We start from the raw sequence: 16,871 nt of genomic DNA on the forward strand, positions 1-16,871 counted from the left end.
CGAAGATTGACGAAGACCGCTTCCGTCCCTGGCTGCTGCTAGCCGCGTTCAGTCTGCTGCTGTTCCTGATCACCGCCTCGACCTACGGCTCGCTGGGTGTGGTCCTGCCGGCGATGATCGGCGAGCTGAAGTGGAGCTTCGAGAAGGCGTTCCTGGGCTTTTCCGTGCTGGGCGTCTTCACCGGCGCCTCGTCGTGGCTGCCGGCCATCCTGATCCGCCGGATCGGCGTACGCGGCACGCTGCTGCTGGGCGCGGCGGTGCTGGCCGCCGGCTTCGTGGGACTGGCTAATTCCGAGAGCTTGGCGAGCTACTACGCCGGCGCGGCCGCGTGTGGCGTCGGCTTCCAGATGGCGGCCCTGATCCCCGGCACCCACGTGCTGTCGTCGCTGTTCCGCAAGCGCGCCCTGCCGTTCGGCGTCTATTTCACCTTCGGCTCACTGGGCGGCGCGGCCGGGCCGTGGATGACCCTGACGCTGATGGGCATGAGCGGCAACGACTGGCGGGCCTACTGGATCGTCCAGGCCGTGCTGGCCGGCGTCGTCGGCCTGGTCTGCGCCCTGATGGTCGGCGGCTCCAAGTGGCTGACCGACGCCGCCCACGAGGTCGACCTGGAGGTCGAGCAGGAGGCCCGCGAGGCCCCGGCCAACGCCCGCGTCTATCGCACCGCGTACGAGTGGACGGTGAAGCAGGCGCTGCGGACTCCGCAGTTCTACATCCTGGTCGCCGCCTATTTCAGCCACCTGCTGGTCGGCGTGACCGTCGCCAGCGTCTCGGTCAGCCACCTGACGGAGCTGGGCGTCGCCGCCGGGATCGCTTCGGTCGCCGCCGCCGCGATCGCCGCCAAGATGCTGAGCCTGGAGTCGCTGATGCAGACCCTGGCGCGTCTGGCTGGCGGCGCGCTGGGCGACCGGGTCGATCCGCGCTGGCTGCTGGTCTTCGCGCAAGGGATGCTGGTCGTCGGCCTGCTGGCCCTGGCCCATGCGGTCAGCCCGGTCCTGATGCTGCTCTACGCCATCGGCACGGGCGTCGGTTTCGGCCTGACCGTTCTGGCGGTGACGGTGCTGTTGCTGAACTACTACGGCCGCCAGTCGAACCTGGAGCTGTTCTCCCTGACCTGCCTGGTCGGCGCGGTCTCAGCCGCGGGGCCGTTCATCGCCGGGGCCATGCGCGACCGGCTGGGAAGCTTCTCGCAGACCTTCGAGCTGTTCGCGGCCGTGACGGCGGTGGTGTTCGTCGCCGTGCTGGCCATGCGCCCGCCGAAGGAGCCGGCGGCGTAAAGAAAAAGCCGCTCCGGAATCCCGGAGCGGCTTCGTCTTCGATCCTAAGCCGTGAAGCTTAGAAAGCGGCCTTCAGGCTGACGGCCACGCGGCTGTCGTAGATCTTGCCGTAGCTGTGCTCGTCGGTGTCGTGATAGCGCACGTCGATCGTGGCGTTCTCACCCAGCAGGAAGCCGATGCCGACGTTCCAGGTGTTGTAGTCGCCGTAGTTCTTGATCTCCTGGTGGCCGACAGCGCCCGACAGGGTGAAGAGCTTGGAGATCGGGATGGCGGCGTTGCCTTCGATATAGGTGGCGTCACCGCCCTTGCCCGGCCATTCCGGCGAGTAGTAGACGGCGGCGCCCAGGGTGGCCCCGGCGACCGGGTGCGACACGGCGGCCTTCAGTTCGGTGTAGCTGTTGGCGCCCGGCGCGCCGTTCTTGTCCTTGCGGTAGCCGTAGTACAGCACGCCGAAGTCGAACGAGGTGTCGCCCACGGTCGGCTTCACGCCGGCGTAGAGGTCGACTTCGAGCTTCGGGTCCGGCACGCCGAAATCGACGTTCGAGGCCCAGGCGCCCGCGTAGAAGATGCCGTAGCCGGCGTCGACGCCGCCCGAGATGGCCGGATCGCCTTGCGTCTGGCTGACGCCGCGGAAGACGTAGTCGTTCGTGATGCCCAGGTTGAACGAGATGGTGGGCTTGGTGGCTTCTTCGGCCATCGCGGCGCCCGACAGCGCGACGGTGGCGAGGGCCGAGGCCAGCGCGATCTTCATGGCTTTCATAGTTCTATCCCCTTTTCTGTGTCGTTCCCCGGGCTGTGGACCCGGACCCCGACGCGCGCCTGCAAGCGCTTGCGTCCCCCAAGGATTAGTTGAGGGCGCGTCTTTTGTTGCAACCGAGGGACTCCAAGCGCCAGCAAGTTCGGCGCCCAACGCCCAAAGTTTGAGCGCAGTGTGACGCTTTTGCTTCAGAATGGACGTATGGAAGTCACAGCTGTCGAGGAAGCGAATGCAGCTTGTCTGTGCTTTTACCGCATTGAAAGACTTGCGCCGCCCAGGTGAAGCCCTGCGTCAACCAGCAAAGTCTCGCCAGTAACGTGCCGAGAAGCTGGGCTGGCGAGGAAGACCGCCGCGCCGGCGATGTCCTCGGCGGTAGAAGCGGCCTTCAGCGGCGTCTGGGCCGCGGCGCCCGCGCGCAGGCGCTCCATCGAGTCGTCGGGAACGTCCTTGAACCACGGGGTGTCGATGAAGCCCGGGCAGATGGCGTTGACGCGGATGCGCGGACCCAGGGAGCGGGCCAGCGACAGGGTCATGGTGGTCATGGCGCCCTTCGAGGCGGCGTAGGGCACCGACGAGCCGATGCCCTGGACGGCGGCGATCGATGACGTGTTGACCACCGCGCCCGGAGCCGGGGCGGCCTCCAGCAGCGCGCGGGCGGCGCGGACCATCTGGAAGGCGCCGACCACATTGACCGCATAGAGCCGCAGGAAGTCCTCGGCGTTGACCGCGTCCAGATCGGCGTGGTTGGGCGCGAACTTGGTCATGCCGGCGTTGTTGAACAGGGCGTCGATGCGGCCGGTCGGCGCGGCGGCGGCGACGATCTTCTGGCAGTCCTCATCGATGGCGACGTCGCCCTGGACCAGGACGGCCTTGGCGCCCTCGGCCTCGACCAGGCGCGCGGTCTCGGCGGCTTCATCGGCGCTGCGGGCGTAGTTGACGACCACCAGGCCGGCGCCGCGCTTGGCGACTTCCACCGCGATCGCGCGGCCCAGGCCCGTGGAAGCGCCGGTGATCACCACCGTGAAGCCGTCGAAGTCCCGCATGATATCCTCCCAAACATCTGTTCGCGACGTTGTAGCCGGGGCCGTGCGGCTTGTCTCCGGGCCGCGCGAGGCCTAAATCGCGGCGATGACCGATCTCAACGTCACCCAGCTGGGGCAAGTCGTCGACGCGCCCGCCAGCCCCGAAGCCGCCGTCCTCGAGCGCGTGCCCAATCCGCAGCACGACGTGCTGTACCTGGCCCGCTTCGTCGCGCCGGAGTTCACCTCGCTGTGCCCCGTCACCGGCCAGCCGGACTTCGCCCATCTCGTGATCGACTACGCCCCGGGCGACTGGCTGATCGAGAGCAAGTCGCTGAAGCTCTACCTGACCAGCTTCCGCAACCACGGCTCGTTCCACGAGGACTGCACCGTCAAGGTCGCCCGCAAGATCGTCGAAATCGCGGCCCCCCGCTGGCTGCGCATCGGCGGCTACTGGTATCCGCGCGGCGGCATCCCGATCGACGTCTTCTGGCAGACCGGCCCGGCGCCGGAAGGCCTGTGGGTGCCCGACCAGGGCGTGGCCCCGTACCGCGGTCGCGGCTGATCCGCGACCAAAGCCGACGGTGGCGCGTCCGACTTGGGTGCGTCGCCAACGGTTTGCGTTAGACTGCCGGCATGAACGACGCCGGCTCACGGTCTCATCTGTCTCGCCAGGCGGCGATCCTGACCCTGGGCGTCTGGGGTCTGGACACCTTCCTGTTCAGCCTGCCGTACCTGGCCGCCGGCAAGGCGCCGCCGACCGGGATGATCGCCAGCTTCCTGCTGTTCATGGTCGGCGGCCTGTGCCTGTCGGTGCTGGTTTATCGCCGCGCCGCTCGCACCGAGCAGGACGAGCAGCCGGCGGCCTTCACCGCCCTGCTGCCGACCCTGCTGGCCGCCGCGTTCGCCATGGCCGTGTTCGACATGCTGGCGGGCGGCCAGGCGCGCCTCATCCTGGACGGGGCTCATCCTACGGCCCGGCTGATCGCCAGCCGCTTCATCAGCCAGTTCATGGTCGCCGGCTGGATGTTCGCCCTGCTGAGCGCGCTCTATCTGATGATGATCGCCGTACGGGTGACGCGCGAGCGCGAAGGCCAGCTGGCCGACGCCCGCGCCCAGGCCCTGGCGGCCGAGGCCCAGGCCAGCGCCGCGCGGCTGGCCGCCCTGCGCTACCAGCTCAATCCGCACTTCCTGTTCAACACGCTGAACGCCGTCTCGTCGGCGGTGATCACCGGCCGCAACGACGAGGCCGAGTCGATGCTGGCTCGCCTGGCCGAGTTCCTGCGCCTGACCCTGGCGGCCGATCCGCAAGCGATCATCCCGCTGGAAGACGAGTTGGCCACCCTGCAGGCCTATCTGGAGATCGAGAGCGTGCGGTTCCGCGATCGGCTGGGCGTGGAGTTCTCGTGCCCCAACGAACTGCGCGGGGCGCTGGTCCCCAGCTTCGTGCTGCAGCCGCTGATCGAGAACGCGGTCAAGCACGGCGTCGCCCCGACCAGCCGGCCGGTGACCATCCGCCTGGAAGCCTCGCGCGACGGCGACGACCTGGTGGTGATCGTCGAGGACGACGGCGAGGCTGTCGCCCACGCCGCCGGCGGCATGGGCGTTGGCTTGACCAATGTCCGCCAGCGGCTGGAGGTGCTGTACGGCCCGCGCGGCGTGCTTCAGGCGGCACCGCGTGAGCGCGGCTTCCTGGTGCTGCTGCGCATTCCGCTGACGCTGGAGAGCCAGGCGAGGGCGGCCTGATGCGGCTGAAGGTCCTGCTGGTCGATGACGAGCCCGCCGCCCTGGAACGGCTGACGGCCCTGTTCGACCAGATCCCCGACACCGAACTGGTCGGCGTGGCCCGCAATGGCCGTGAGGCGGCGGAGGTCATCGCCGAGACCTTGCCCGATCTCGTCATGCTGGACATCCAGATGCCGGAACTGAGCGGTCTGGCCTTGGCCTCGGCGTTGCCGATCGAGCACCGGCCCGAGATCGTCTTCGTCACCGCCTTCGAGGTCTATGCCGCCGACGCCTTCGCGGTGGAGGCCGCCGACTATCTGCTGAAACCGGTGCGCTTCGACCGTCTGCGCCAGGCCGTCGAGCGGGCCCGACGCCGCCGCACGCTTCAGAAGGCCTTCGAGCAACACGAGGCCGCGCCAGTGCGCGAGGCCGATCTCGACGGCATCTGGGTGGCCACCCGCCACGGCCATGTTCGCGTGGCGGTGGCCGAGATCGACTGGATCGAGGCGGCCAAGGACTACGTCCTGCTGCACACCGCCACCCGCAGCCACATCCACCGCATCACCATGAGCGCCCTGGAGCAGGGCCTCGACCCGAACCGGATGATCCGCGTGCATCGCTCGGCGTTCGTCAGCCCGGATCGGGTGGAGGCGGTGAACCGGCTGGGCAAGGGGCTGATCGCCCTGGTGCTGCGGGACGGCGTCGCGGTGCCGGTCGGGCCGACGTACGTGAAGGCGGTGCAGGCGAGGCTGGGACTGGCGGTGGAGGTTTAGGCTCTAGCCGCAAGCGCACAAAACCTTGTCATCCCGGAAAGCCCGCAGGGCTTGTCCGGGACCCAGGGGCTAAGTCCAGTGCGGTGGCCCCTGGGTCCCGGCTCTCCGCTTCGCTGCGGCCGGGATGACACGTTATTTGGACAACCGTCGCCGGTTCGCCCGCACCTTGCGTCGCAAATGCGCCACCGATTTCGCCGCAATCGCCGGCCCCGTCGCGCCCAGCTGCCCGGTCATCGCCAGCATTGGCAGGGTCATCCCCGCCGCCATCTTCTCGCTGACCATCAGTTGCGCCTCGGCTTGCGCCGCAGCCCCGCCGGCGGCGAGTTTCATCGTGCGCAGGGCGATGACCGAAGAGGCTTCCAGCCCCAGCGACCACGCGTCGAACGCCAGGCTGGTCCAGGGGTCTTTGCGGGCCATCGAAGTCTCCTATTCGAAGAGGAAACGCCCGCCTCTAGGCTGGGCTCCACTCCGTGGTGATCGCCGCCACATCCGGGCGCACGCGCTCCTGCGGGGCTTCCGTCGACGTGCCCAGATAGAGATAGCCGGCCACCTGCTCGCCGTCGGTCAGGCCCAAGATTTCCGTGGCGCGTGGGTCGTAGCTGTACCAGTCGGTGATCCAGTTGGCGCCCCAGCCCAGCGCCGCGGCGGCCAGCAGCATCTGGTGACAGACCGCCGAGGCGCTCTGGCGCTGCTCCCACTCGGGGATCTCGCCCGGGATGAAGCGCGAGATCACGGCGATGGCGACCGGCGGACGGGTCAGCTTGCGCAGGGCGGCGTTGGCCTTGACCGGATTGGCCTGGCTGTCGGCCAGCTTGGTGATCCGCTCGGCGAAGGCGTCCTTAGCCGCGCCCTTCAGGATCACGAACCGCCAGGGGGCCAGCTTGCCGTGGTCGGGTACGCGAGCGGCGATGCGCAGCAGGTCGGCGATCTCCGCGTCGTCCGGACCCGGCGCGGCCAGGCTCATGGCGCTGGCCGAGCGGCGCTTGGCCAGGAAGGCGACGACCTCGGGCGAGGCCTCGATCGGCAGCGTCTCGGCGAATTCGGGGGCGGGGGGAACAGAACCGTTCATGGCGAATACTCCGACGCGCTATAGACGGCACACCTATGGCCGCCGAGCGGCCGCCACAAGTCGCGAGCCGCCGCATGTCCGAAAAGCCCGCCTGGCTGAAGCCGCACGGAAAGCCGTGGGGCGTCTCGTCCAGTCAAGTCGCCTATGACAACCCCTGGATCACCGTGACCGAGTACCAGGCCATCGCCCCGACGGGCCGGCCAGCGCTCTATGGCAAGGTCGGCTTCAAGAACCAGGCGATCGGCGTCGTGCCGCTGCACGCCGACGGCACGGTGACCCTGGTCGGCCAGAACCGCTTTTCCCTCGCTAACTACAGCTGGGAGCTGCCCGAAGGCGGCGCGCCGATAGGCGAGGACCCGCTGGACGGCGCCAAGCGCGAGCTGGCCGAGGAGGTGGGCCTCGTCGCCGCCGACTGGCGCCAGATCCTGCGGATGGAGCTCTCCAACTCGGTCACCGACGAGATCTGCTACGGCTTCTTGGCGATGGACCTGACGCCCACGCAGACCGCCCCGGACGAGACCGAGGACCTGGCCGTGGCCCGCGTGCCGTTCGGCGAGGCGCTGGACGCGGCGACCGCTGGCCACATGCCTGACGCAATTACGGTGGCGTTACTGCTCCGAACGCACCATATGGCCGTTCGAGGTGAACTGCCGGCCGCTCTGGCCGCTCTCATCCTCGCGTAGCCGGCGTTCGTCGCGCCGGTGGAGCATTTTTTATCTAGATGCTCTATGAGTATTGCCTGCTGGGAAGGGAGAGCCCGATGGCCAAGCCTCTGGAAGTCGTGACCGCGGATACGGAAATCTCCGTCTGGGCCGCGTTGCGCAACCAGGCCGAACACGCCGCCAAGGACGAACCGGCCCTGGCGTCGCTGCTGAACGCGGTGATCCTGAGCCATGACAATCTGGCCGACGCCCTGACCTTCCAGCTTGCCCGCAAGCTGGGCGACCAGGAGATGCGGGCGATGACGGCGCGCGAGTTCGCCGCCGACGCCTTCGAAAGCGATCCCAGTCTGGTCCTGGCCGCCGAGGCCGACCTGCGGGCGGTGTTCGAGCGCGACCCGGCCTGCAAGGGCTATGTCCAGCCGTTCCTGTTCTTCAAGGGCTTCCTGGCCCTGCAGACCCACCGCGTGTCGCACTGGCTGTGGAACGAGGGCCGCGAGACCCTGGCCTTCTACCTGCAGAGCCGCGCCAGCGAGATCTTCCAGGTCGACATCAACCCGGCCGCCAAGATCGGCAAGGGCGTGTTCATCGACCACGGCACCGGCATCGTCATCGGCGAGACCGCTGTGGTCGGCGACGACGTCTCGATGCTGCACGGCGTGACCCTGGGCGGCACTGGCGCCGAGCGCGGCGATCGCCACCCCAAGATCGGCAACGGCGTCCTGCTGGGCGCGGGGGCCAAGGTGCTGGGCAACATCACGGTCGGCGACTACGCCAAGATCGCCTCGGGCTCGGTGGTGCTGCGCCCCGTGCCTGCTCACTGCACCGCGGCCGGCGTGCCCGCCCGCCTGGTCAACTGCCCGACCTGCGAGGAGCCGGCCCGGACCATGGATCACACCCTGGCCGAGACCGTCTATTCGTACGAGATCTAGGTGAGGGCTCTTCTTCGTAGCCTCGCGTTCGCCGCCGCGCTGCTGGTCGGCGCGCCGGCGCTCGCCGCCACGGCGCCCATCGGCGGCTACACCGTGGTGAAGGCCTATCCGCACGACACCACGGCCTTCACCGAGGGCCTGTTCTACCGCGACGGCTCCATCTTCGAGAGCACGGGCCTGAAGGGCCGGTCGTTCATCCGCAAGTGGAACCTGGAGACCGGCGTCTCCGAGCAGGAGCGCATCGTCGACAGCCGCTATTTCGGCGAGGGCATCGTCGACTGGAAGAACCGGCTGTACGAGCTGACCTGGACCGACGAGACGGGCATCATCTACGACATCGACACCTTCGAGCGGATCGGCGAGTTCAGCTATCCGGGCGAGGGCTGGGCGCTGACCCGCGACGACAAGCGGATCATGATGAGCGACGGCACCTCGTTCATCCGCTTCCTCGACCCCGACACCCTGAAGGAGACGGGCCGCATCGAGGTCACCGACCACGGCGTGCCGGTGCGGAACCTGAACGAGCTGGAATGGGTGAAGGGCGAGTTGCTGGCCAATGTCTGGCAGACCACCCGCATCGCCCGCATCGACATCAAGACCGGCAATGTCGTCGGCTGGATCGAGCTGGCGGGCCTCTTGAAGGAGGCCGGCGTCACCGGGACCCAGGACGATGTGCTGAACGGCATCGCTTACGACGCGACCGGCGACCGGCTGTTCGTCACCGGCAAGCTGTGGCCCAAGCTGTTCGAAATAAAATTGCTTCCGGCGAAGTAGCTGGTGGAACCGCGTTCGGGGGCTGGCGTTTATCTCACGTCCGCCCCTCTACGCCCCCCCGACCTAGTGGGCGGACCTGGGCCCCGGCAGCGTAACGCGCCCGGGGCCCAACCCTTATCTGGACCCCAATTTTCCGGATCAGCCCTGCTTGGCGCAGGCGACCAGGGCGGGCTTCTTCAGTGAGATTTGTTCGACTTCGGACGACGGCCTCGCGCCCGTCAGGCCGTAGATCACGGCGGTCCAGATCGCCATCAGGGCCAGGACCTGGGGGAGGGTGATGCGGGAGGGCGTGGCGGACATGCGCGCGACTATCCATCGGTTGCGCGGCCTCGAATAACGACTTATCGGTCGGCCTTCTGTGAGGTTTCTTCACATGGCTCGCCGCCAGCTTCCGTCCCTGAACGCCTTGCGCGCCTTCGAGGCGTTCGGTCGCCATGGCCGCATGACCCTGGCCGCCGACGAGCTGTGCGTAACCCACGGCGCGGTCAGCCGCCAGATTCGCCAGCTGGAAGAGCACCTGGGCGTCGCCCTGACCGAGGGGCCGCGCACCCGCCTGCGCATGACCGAGGCGGGGCTGAAGCTGGCCCAGGCCCTGTCGCCGGCCTTCGACCAGATCGAGGCGGCGGTGCCGCGTCCCGCCCAGCTGGGGCCAAAGCCCCTGGTCGTCTCCTGCCTGCCGACCTTCGCCATGAAGTGGCTGATCCCGCGCCTGCCGGGCTTCCAGGCCGCGCATCCGGAAATCCCGGTGCGAGTGGCCGAATCCAACGGGCCGTTCGATTTCAAGGACGACGGCGTCGACTTGGCCATTCGCATGCGCTCGCCCGATACGGTGGTGACCTACGACTCGGTGGTCACGCCGTTCATGGAGCACTTCCACGGGCCGGTGATGGCGCCGGAGCTGGCGGTCGCGGGCATGACCCTGGAGCAGGTCTGCGCCATGCCTCGCCTCTTGACCCGCACCTTCCTGGAAAGCTGGTCGGACTGGGCCCGCAATTTCGAGATCACGCACGCCCTGCCGCCGCCGGTCAGCGAGCAGGAGTTCGACCACTATTTCTACATGATCGAGGCCGCCGCCGCCGGCCTGGGCGTGGCCATCGGACCCTGGGCCTTCGTGCAGCGGGATTTGGCCAGCGGACGCCTCGTCGCGCCCCTCGGTTTCACCCCCGGCCGGGCCAAGATCGTGGCCGTCACGCCGCCCGACGGGGCCACCGACGAGGCCGTCCTCTTTCGCGACTGGCTGCTGGCCGAAGGAGCGTCCACACCTCTTCCGCCGGAAGCGCTTGCGCCGCTCGCCGCGGACGCTAGTTTCGCCCCGATAACGCGCTCCCGGGCGCACAGCTAGACCAAGAGGCCCCCCGTGGACGCCAACGACATCGCCAAGCTCGAAAAGCACCTGAAGCGCACCTTCGGCAACCCGCACATCGCCGTGAAGGCGCGCCCGAAGCAGAAGGACTCGGCCGAGGTCGAAGTCGCCGGCGAATTCATCGGCGTCGTCTTCCAGGACGAAGACGAGGACGGCTCGTTCATGTTCGAAATGGCCATCCTGGGCGAAGACCTGGAGTAGGCCGTCGCTTGAAAAAATGACCATTTTGACTAATCTGGTCAGAGTGGTCATTTTCTAAGGCGGAGGGCGTCATGCCCGATGGCAGCTGGAGCCTGGCGGAAGCCAAGGCCAAGTTCAGCGAAGTGGTCGAACGCGCCCGTACGCAGGGGCCGCAGCATCTGACCAAGAACGGCAAGGACGCGGTGGTCGTCCTCTCCGCCGAGGAATATCGCCGGCTCAGCCAGGCGAACGGCGTCTCCGAAGACGCGCCGACGTGGCTGGATCCGCGCTTCCAAATCCTCACCGACCAGGAGCATGACGAGCTCTTCGCCCGCGACCAGGACCCTGGGCGAGTGATCGAGTTCTGATGTTCTTGCTCGACACCAACGTCCTGTCCGACACGACCAAGCAGAACCCCCATCCGGCGGTGAGCGCCTGGTCGAGGGCCCAAAGGTCCTCGACGCTGTTTATTAGCGCCGTGAGCTTGGCCGAGGCTGGCTATGGCATCGAACGCCTCGCGGCGGGCCAGAAGGCGCATGGCCTGCGCCTGTGGCTAAGCAGCGTGATCGCGGACTTCGGTGATCGCGTGCTTCCGATAGACGCCCAGGTCGCGGTGACGCAGGCGAGAATTCGGCGCGCGGCCGAGAATGCTCGACGCACCATGCCGGCGATGGACGCCTTCCTGGCCGCCACCGCCGAGGTCCATGGTTTGACTCTGGTCACCCGCAACGTCCGAGATTTCGAGGCCTGGGGAGGACCAGTGTTCAATCCCTGGGGCGACTAGGCCGCCGCGAGCGTCCCAGCCTTCACCGTCTTGCGGATCATCAGCGACGCCACGCCGGCCACCAGGCCCGCGAAGCCGGCGATGATGAAGGCCTCGACGTACTGGCCCTGGCTGGCGCGGATCAGGCCCGCCCCGATGGCCGCCGTGGCCGCGCCGACCTGGTGGCCGGCGGCGATCCAGCCGAAGACGATGGGGCCGTCGCGCTCGCCGAAGGCCTGGGTGGCCAGGCGGACGGTCGGCGGCACGGTGGCGATCCAGTCCAGGCCGTAGAACACCGCGAACGCCGACAGGCTGACCACCGAGAAGTCCGAGAACGGCAGGTAGATCAGCGAGAGCCCGCGCAGCACGTAGTAGACGAACAAGAGCTTGCGGCTGTCGTAGCGGTCGGTCAGCCAGCCCGAAGCCGTGGTGCCGAACAGATCGAACAGGCCCATCAGCGCCAGCAGGCCGGCGGCCTTGACCTCGGGCATGCCCCGGTCGCCGCAGAAGGCGATCATGTGCACGCCCACCAGGCCGTTGGTGGTCAAGCCGCAGATGAAGAAGCCCAGGAACAGCAGCCAGAAGGTCCGGGTCTTGGCCGCGCGGCCCAGGGCTCCGAACGCGTACATCAGCGCGTTGGCGCCGTTCAGCGGGGCGGGGGCCTCGTAGTCGTCCGGCGCGCCATAGGGCTTGAGGCCCACGTCGGCGGGGCGCTCGGGGATCAGCAGCCAGACCAGCGGGGCTAGGACCAGGGTGACGATCGAGACCGTCACCACCACCGGCTTCCAGCCGCCGTGATCGGCGATCAGGGCCATGCCGGGCAGGAAGATCAGCGAGCCGGTGGCGGTCGAGGCGGTCAGCAGGCCCAGCATCAGGCCGCGCCGGGCGACGAACCAGCGGTTCACCACCGTCGCGCCCAGCACCATGGCCACCGCGCCGCTGCCAAAGCCCGCCAGAACGCCCCAGGTGGCGACGTACTGCCAGGTAGTGGTCATGAAGGCCGAAAGCCCCGTGGAGACCGACATCAGCAGCAGCGCCAGGGTCACGGTCTTGCGCAGGCCGAACGACTGCATCAGCGCCGCCGCGAAGGGGCCGGTCAGGCCGTAGAGGAAGATGCCGACGGCGGCGGCCAGCGAGATCGAGCCCCGGTCCCAGCCGAACGCCTTCTCCAGCGGCAGGATCAGCACGCCCGGCGCGGCGCGGAGGCCGGCGGCGGCCAGCAGGGCGAAGAAGATCGCCCCGGCGACCACGAAGGCGTAGTTCTGCCCGAACGGGCGACGGCTGGCGGTGGTCATGCGGCGTCTCTATGTAACCGATCGGTACGGGGTTGTTCGGCTACATACGTACCGGTAAGTAACATCGTCAAGCATCATGTCAGATCGATCGCCAGAAGAAATTCTCAAAGGACCCTACGGTCCCGCTCCACGCGCCGCCGAACGCATCTTCGACACGGCGCGCGAGCTGTTCTATCGCGAGGGCATCCGCGCGGTCGGGGTCGATGAGATCGTCACCAAGGCCGGGGTGACCAAGCCCAGCCTCTATCGCAGCTACAAATCCAAGGACGAGCTGGTCGCGGCGGTGCTGCGTGAGGTCGAGACCGGCTTCTGGGAACGGTTCGAGGCGGCCGAGGCGCTGTATCCGGACGACCCCAAGGCGCAGATGGTCGCCTATTTTCAAGGGATGGCCGACCGCTCGGGCGGCGACGACTATCGCGGCTGCAATCTCTCCAACGCGGTCGTCGAGTACCCGGATCGTACCCACGCCGGCCGCATGGTCTCGCAGGTCCACAAGCAGGATCTGCGCGACCGCCTCCAGGCCAAGGCCGTGCAGATGGGCGCGTCCGATCCCAAGGCCCTGGGCGATGCGATGATGCTGCTGATCGAGGGCGTCTTCACCTCCAGCCAGATGTTCGACGGCGACGACAAGCCGGCCAAGGCCGTGGTCGGCGCCGTGAAGGCGTTGATCGCCGCCTATTGTCCCGCTTGAATGGACCTATGACCGCTCACGTTCTCGACCGCCCCGCCGTTTCCACCCTGACCGGCCGGCAAAGCCACCTCGCCGTCCATCGCGGCGGCGCGATCCGGATGCATCCGGACTTTGGCCTGTTCGCCGGGACGCTGGACGACAGCCCGCAGAGCGCGGCGGACCTGGGCGCTTTGGTGCGCGAGATGGGGACCGTGGGCCTGGTCGAGCTGACCACGCCGTCGGCCCCGCCCGGGACGCAGATCGTCTCCAGCGCCCTGTGCCTGCAGATGGTCGCCGAAACCGTCGCGCCGGCCTGGGACGTGGCCTTTGACATGCTGCCGCTGGCCGACGCCGACGCGGCTGAAATGCTGGCGCTCGCCACCCTGACCAAGCCCGGCCCGTTCTTCTCGCGCACCCATCAGCTGGGCGACTTCATCGGCGTGCGGGTCGAGGGCCAGCTGGTCGCCATGGCTGGCCAGCGGATGCGGCCCGACGGCTACACCGAGGCCAGCGGAGTGTGCGTGCATCCCGACCATCGCGGCAAGGGCTACGCCGCCCGCCTGCTGCGCGAGGTGACGGCGACGATCCTGGCGACGGGGGAGAAGGCGTTCCTGCACAGCTATGCGGACAACGCCACGGCGATCGGGCTGTATGAGTCGCTGGGGTATCGCGGGCGGCAGGATGTGATGTTCACGATCCTGGCGGCGGCTTAGCGCCAGCAGCGCCCCCTCCGTCACGTCGCCTATCGGCGCCGCGCCACCTCCCCCGCAAGCGGGGCAGGAGGGGGAAGCTGCATCTCCTCACCCGTGAAACGGGGGAGGTGGCGCGATGCGGATACGCATCGTGACGGAGGGGGCGCTCAATACGCCAGCCGGCCTTTCATCTCGCCGAACGGGATCATGACGTGCTCGCGGTAAGCGGGCCGCTCCCGCAGCCGCGCGTACCAAGCTTCGACGTTGGGCGTCGCAGGCCGGTCGATCTCGAGTTCGTAGTAGCGATAGAGGTGCGTGCCGGCAGGAATGTCCGCCAGGCTCGGCGCGTCGCCGCCCAGGAACGGGCGATCGGCCAGCATCTTGTCGAGCAGCTGGAAATGCCGAGCGCAGGCGGCTAGTGCGGTTTCAACCGCGGGGCCATCACGCTGTGCTTCCGGCGTCCGGTACCAACCCCAGAACACGCCAGTCAAAAACGCGGGTTGTAGCGAAGTCTGCGCCCAGTCCATCCAGCCGTCGGCCTGCGCGCGATCAGCGGGACCCTCTGGCCACAATGTCGGACCACCGTATCGAGCGCCGAGATAGCGGAGAATGGCGTGGGACTACCAGACGACCACGCCGTCGTCGTCGATCACCGGCACCCGCCCATGCGGGTTCATCGCCAGGAAATCAGGATCATCTAATCCGCCGAAGCTGCCGCCGGCGGGAATGTGCTCGTGGTGAAGACCAAGCTCCCCCACGAGCCACAGCACCTTCTGGACGTTGAAGGAGGAGCGGCGGCCCCAGACCTTCAACGCCATCAGCTTCAGGCCTCGGCCGTCTTCTTGGCCGCGCCGCGCGCCCAGTTGTAGAGCGCGAAGACCACGATCGCCGCGGCGATCAGGGACAGGATCATGCCGACGTGCTCGGACGGCGCGAACGGCACGGCCAGGGGCTCGCCCTTGGCGGTGCCGACGATCAGGCCGGCCAGGGCGACGTTGAACAGGCTCTCGCCGACGATGAAGCCCGAGGCGACCAGCACGCCCAGGCGCTTGGCGGCCTCGCCGGTGGCGTCCTTGTCGACCAGCTTGTCGTAGATCCAGCCGACCAGGGCGCCGACCACCACGGGGGCGGTGACGGAGCTAGGCAGGTAGATGGCCAGGCCAACGCCCAGGGCGGGCAGGCTGTAGCGGCCGGCCGAGGTCTTGCGCAGGGTCTCGTCGATGGCGACCAGGGCCAGACCGATCAGCGCGCCGATGCCCAGCAAGGACCAGTTCAGGTCACCGCCCAGCACGCCCTTGGCCAGGGTCGAGATCAGCGTCGCCTGGGGCGCGGCCAGCGGATCGTTGGCGATCGCGTTGACGTTCGGCGCGCCGGCGAAGCCGTTCGACAGGTTCAGCAGTTCCAGCACGAACGGGATGACCACGGCGCCCGAGATGACGCCGATGACCAGGCCGACCTGCTGCTTCCACGGCGTGGCGTCGACCAGCTGGCCGGTCTTCAGGTCCTGCAGGTTGTCGTTGGCGACCACGGCCACGGCCAGGACGACGGTGGTGACGTAGAGGGCGAAGGCGACCAGGGCCTTGGTGACGTCCGGGCCGATGACGCCGCGGCCGACCGCGCCGACCATCAGCGAGGCGCCCAGCACCGTCAGGATGGCGATGCCCGAGACCGGGCTGTTGGACGAACCGATCAGGCCGGCCATGTAGCCGCAGACGGCGGCGGCCAGCAGGCCGGCGATCAGCACGTAGCCGATGCCGATGGCGACCAGCGGAACGGTCAGGTGGGCGATCGGGCCGCCGACCAGGAAGTGGGCCAGGAACCAGCCGGCCGGGGCCAGCAGCAGCAGCGAGACCAGGCCGACGATGGTGATCGGGATGTCCTGCTCGATGCGGGGAACGACGCCGCCGGCCTTGCGGGCCTTGCCGGCTTCCAGCGACGAGACCAGGCCGCTCCAGATCGGACCGGCCAGCTTGCCCAGCGTCCAGATGGCGGCCGCGCCGATGACGCCGGCGCCCATGAAGCGGACCTCGGTCTTCCACACCGTCAGGGCGTGGGTGGCGGCGTCGGCGCCGGGGATCTGGTGGATCGTGGTCATGATCGGGACGAGCACGCCCCAGGCGATGGCGAGCCCTGCGAACATGGCGATGCCGACGGTGATGCCCATCAGGTGGCCCGCGCCCATCAGGGCCAGCGAGGCGGAAGCGCCCAGGCCCGTGGCGCCAGCGCCGGCCTTGAAGTAGCCGGCCACTTCGGCGGCGAAGATCTTGGCGGCGGCCAAGGCTCCGAAAGCAGCAGAGGCCAGGGTGCCCAGGGCGACCGCGACCAGGCCCGCCTTGCCCTCGGCGGCGCCTTCACGCGAACCGGTGCCGACCTTCAGCACCTCGGCGGCGGCGACGCCTTCCGGGTAGGGGAGGTTGGAGTTGGTCACCAGGGCCCGGCGCAGGGGGATGGTGTACATCACGCCCAGGATGCCGCCGACGGCGCAGGCGCCGAACGTCGGCAGGAACGGGATGTGCGCCCACCAGCCGATCATCAGCAGGCCCGGCAGCACGAAGATCACCGACGACAGCGTGCCCGCCGCCGAGGCGATGGTCTGGACGATATTGTTTTCCTGGATGGTCGCCGTCTTGAAGGCCCGCAGCAGGGCCATCGAGATGACGGCGGCGGGGATCGAGGTGGCGAAGGTCAGGCCGACCTTGAGGCCCAGATAGACCTGGGCGGCGGTGAAGACGAGGGTGATGGCGACGCCGAGGAGTATGCCCCTGAGGGTCAGTTCCGTGCGCGGCGCTGTGGAGTCGGCCATGAACAAGTCCGGGAAAAGTTAAGACGGCCGGACCTTGCACGTCCGACCGCCTCCAACTCAAGCTCGGATTTGGCATGTTCAGGGCCCAAAGGCCCCCGTTCCGGATCGAAACGAGGGCCC

At 68.3% G+C, this 16,871-nt stretch carries 20 protein-coding genes and 3 pseudogenes; 13 read left to right on the top strand and 10 right to left on the bottom strand.

The window, feature by feature from the left end:
* The first annotated feature begins 5 nt into the window (after positions 1–5).
* Positions 6–1,277 carry an MFS transporter gene (locus tag AC07YH_RS21470; RefSeq protein WP_494749007.1) on the top strand — a complete coding sequence of 424 codons (1,272 nt, stop codon included), beginning with the start codon at positions 6–8 and terminating at the stop codon, positions 1,275–1,277.
* 58 nt (positions 1,278–1,335) lie between these two features.
* Here the strand turns inward: AC07YH_RS21470 and AC07YH_RS21475 are convergent, their stop codons facing one another.
* Both AC07YH_RS21475 and AC07YH_RS21480 read right to left on the bottom strand, forming a co-directional pair.
* Positions 1,336–2,037: a TorF family putative porin gene (locus tag AC07YH_RS21475; protein ID WP_494748965.1), complete on the bottom strand. Its 702-nt coding sequence runs from the start codon at positions 2,035–2,037 to the stop codon at positions 1,336–1,338.
* Positions 2,038–2,282: 245 nt separating this feature from the next.
* Positions 2,283–3,077 carry an SDR family NAD(P)-dependent oxidoreductase gene (locus AC07YH_RS21480; protein WP_494748966.1) on the bottom strand — a complete coding sequence of 265 codons (795 nt, stop codon included), beginning with the start codon at positions 3,075–3,077 and terminating at the stop codon, positions 2,283–2,285.
* An 85-nt stretch (positions 3,078–3,162) separates the two neighbouring features.
* Here AC07YH_RS21480 and queF point away from each other — a divergent pair, with 85 nt between their 5' ends.
* The 3 genes from queF (at position 3,163) to AC07YH_RS21495 (ending at position 5,551) form a co-directional block, all read left to right on the top strand.
* Complete coding sequence (gene queF / locus AC07YH_RS21485; RefSeq protein ID WP_494748967.1) at positions 3,163–3,618, top strand: preQ(1) synthase; 456 nt, start codon at positions 3,163–3,165, stop codon at positions 3,616–3,618.
* Between the two features lie 71 nt (positions 3,619–3,689).
* A complete protein-coding gene (locus AC07YH_RS21490) occupies positions 3,690–4,799 on the top strand; it encodes a sensor histidine kinase (RefSeq protein WP_494748968.1) in 1,110 nt (369 codons plus the stop codon).
* The gene (locus tag AC07YH_RS21495; RefSeq protein ID WP_494748969.1) at positions 4,799–5,551 is read left to right on the top strand and encodes a LytR/AlgR family response regulator transcription factor; all 753 of its coding nucleotides are present in this window, start codon (positions 4,799–4,801) and stop codon (positions 5,549–5,551) included. Before AC07YH_RS21490 ends, AC07YH_RS21495 begins: the two co-directional genes overlap by 1 nt.
* Before the next feature lie 3 nt (positions 5,552–5,554).
* On the opposite strand, the pseudogene AC07YH_RS21500 reads toward AC07YH_RS21495, so the two are convergent.
* The 3 genes and pseudogenes from AC07YH_RS21500 to AC07YH_RS21510 form a co-directional block, all read right to left on the bottom strand.
* Positions 5,555–5,687: pseudogene (locus AC07YH_RS21500) on the bottom strand (hypothetical protein).
* Positions 5,684–5,968 (bottom strand): hypothetical protein, encoded by a 285-nt coding sequence (locus AC07YH_RS21505; protein WP_494748970.1) that lies wholly within the window; start codon positions 5,966–5,968, stop codon positions 5,684–5,686. Before AC07YH_RS21505 ends, AC07YH_RS21500 begins: the two are co-directional and overlap by 4 nt.
* 34 nt (positions 5,969–6,002) lie before the next feature.
* A complete protein-coding gene (locus tag AC07YH_RS21510) occupies positions 6,003–6,620 on the bottom strand; it encodes a nitroreductase family protein (RefSeq protein WP_494748971.1) in 618 nt (205 codons plus the stop codon).
* Between the two features lie 35 nt (positions 6,621–6,655).
* Between AC07YH_RS21510 and AC07YH_RS21515 the strand changes: the two genes are divergently transcribed.
* The 3 genes from AC07YH_RS21515 (at position 6,656) to AC07YH_RS21525 (ending at position 8,985) form a co-directional block, all read left to right on the top strand.
* Complete coding sequence (locus AC07YH_RS21515; RefSeq protein WP_494748972.1) at positions 6,656–7,303, top strand: NUDIX domain-containing protein; 648 nt, start codon at positions 6,656–6,658, stop codon at positions 7,301–7,303.
* A 77-nt stretch (positions 7,304–7,380) separates the two neighbouring features.
* Complete coding sequence (gene cysE, locus AC07YH_RS21520) at positions 7,381–8,211, top strand: serine O-acetyltransferase (protein WP_494748973.1); 831 nt, start codon at positions 7,381–7,383, stop codon at positions 8,209–8,211.
* A complete protein-coding gene (locus AC07YH_RS21525; RefSeq protein ID WP_494748974.1) occupies positions 8,212–8,985 on the top strand; it encodes a glutaminyl-peptide cyclotransferase in 774 nt (257 codons plus the stop codon).
* Positions 8,986–9,123: 138 nt separating this feature from the next.
* Here AC07YH_RS21525 and AC07YH_RS21530 read toward each other — a convergent pair whose 3' ends face one another.
* Positions 9,124–9,285 (bottom strand): hypothetical protein, encoded by a 162-nt coding sequence (locus AC07YH_RS21530; RefSeq protein ID WP_494748975.1) that lies wholly within the window; start codon positions 9,283–9,285, stop codon positions 9,124–9,126.
* A gap of 73 nt (positions 9,286–9,358) precedes the next feature.
* On the opposite strand from AC07YH_RS21530, the gene AC07YH_RS21535 reads away from it, so the two are divergent.
* From AC07YH_RS21535 to AC07YH_RS21550, 4 genes are all read left to right on the top strand, one after another.
* Positions 9,359–10,327: a LysR substrate-binding domain-containing protein gene (locus tag AC07YH_RS21535; protein ID WP_494748976.1), complete on the top strand. Its 969-nt coding sequence runs from the start codon at positions 9,359–9,361 to the stop codon at positions 10,325–10,327.
* Positions 10,328–10,342: 15 nt separating this feature from the next.
* Entirely contained in the window at positions 10,343–10,549 is a 207-nt protein-coding gene (locus AC07YH_RS21540; protein WP_494748977.1) for a DUF3126 family protein, read from the top strand.
* A gap of 71 nt (positions 10,550–10,620) precedes the next feature.
* Positions 10,621–10,896, top strand: coding sequence for a type II toxin-antitoxin system Phd/YefM family antitoxin (locus AC07YH_RS21545; RefSeq protein WP_494748978.1), 276 nt, complete (start codon positions 10,621–10,623; stop codon positions 10,894–10,896).
* Positions 10,896–11,312, top strand: a complete 417-nt coding sequence (locus tag AC07YH_RS21550) for a type II toxin-antitoxin system VapC family toxin (protein WP_494748979.1) — start codon at positions 10,896–10,898, stop codon at positions 11,310–11,312. The genes AC07YH_RS21545 and AC07YH_RS21550 overlap by 1 nt, the downstream gene beginning before the upstream one ends.
* Here the strand turns inward: AC07YH_RS21550 and AC07YH_RS21555 are convergent.
* Complete coding sequence (locus AC07YH_RS21555) at positions 11,309–12,586, bottom strand: MFS transporter (protein WP_494748980.1); 1,278 nt, start codon at positions 12,584–12,586, stop codon at positions 11,309–11,311. The two genes, AC07YH_RS21550 and AC07YH_RS21555, sit on opposite strands and share 4 nt — an antisense overlap.
* 76 nt (positions 12,587–12,662) lie before the next feature.
* On the opposite strand from AC07YH_RS21555, the gene AC07YH_RS21560 reads away from it, so the two are divergent.
* Complete coding sequence (locus AC07YH_RS21560; RefSeq protein WP_494748981.1) at positions 12,663–13,277, top strand: TetR/AcrR family transcriptional regulator; 615 nt, start codon at positions 12,663–12,665, stop codon at positions 13,275–13,277.
* 8 nt (positions 13,278–13,285) lie between these two features.
* Positions 13,286–13,969 (top strand): GNAT family N-acetyltransferase, encoded by a 684-nt coding sequence (locus AC07YH_RS21565; RefSeq protein WP_494748982.1) that lies wholly within the window; start codon positions 13,286–13,288, stop codon positions 13,967–13,969.
* Between the two features lie 29 nt (positions 13,970–13,998).
* Here the strand turns inward: AC07YH_RS21565 and AC07YH_RS21570 are convergent.
* The 3 genes and pseudogenes from AC07YH_RS21570 to AC07YH_RS21580 all read right to left on the bottom strand — a co-directional run bounded on the left by AC07YH_RS21570 (position 13,999) and on the right by AC07YH_RS21580 (position 16,757).
* Positions 13,999–14,120: pseudogene (locus AC07YH_RS21570) on the bottom strand (hypothetical protein).
* Positions 14,116–14,766: pseudogene (locus AC07YH_RS21575) on the bottom strand (glutathione S-transferase family protein). The pseudogenes AC07YH_RS21570 and AC07YH_RS21575 overlap by 5 nt, the downstream one beginning before the upstream one ends.
* A 5-nt stretch (positions 14,767–14,771) precedes the next feature.
* Positions 14,772–16,757: an OPT family oligopeptide transporter gene (locus tag AC07YH_RS21580; RefSeq protein ID WP_494748983.1), complete on the bottom strand. Its 1,986-nt coding sequence runs from the start codon at positions 16,755–16,757 to the stop codon at positions 14,772–14,774.
* Positions 16,758–16,871 lie beyond the last annotated feature (114 nt).

Source organism: Caulobacter sp. GW456-12-1-14-TSB4, assembly GCF_059424195.1.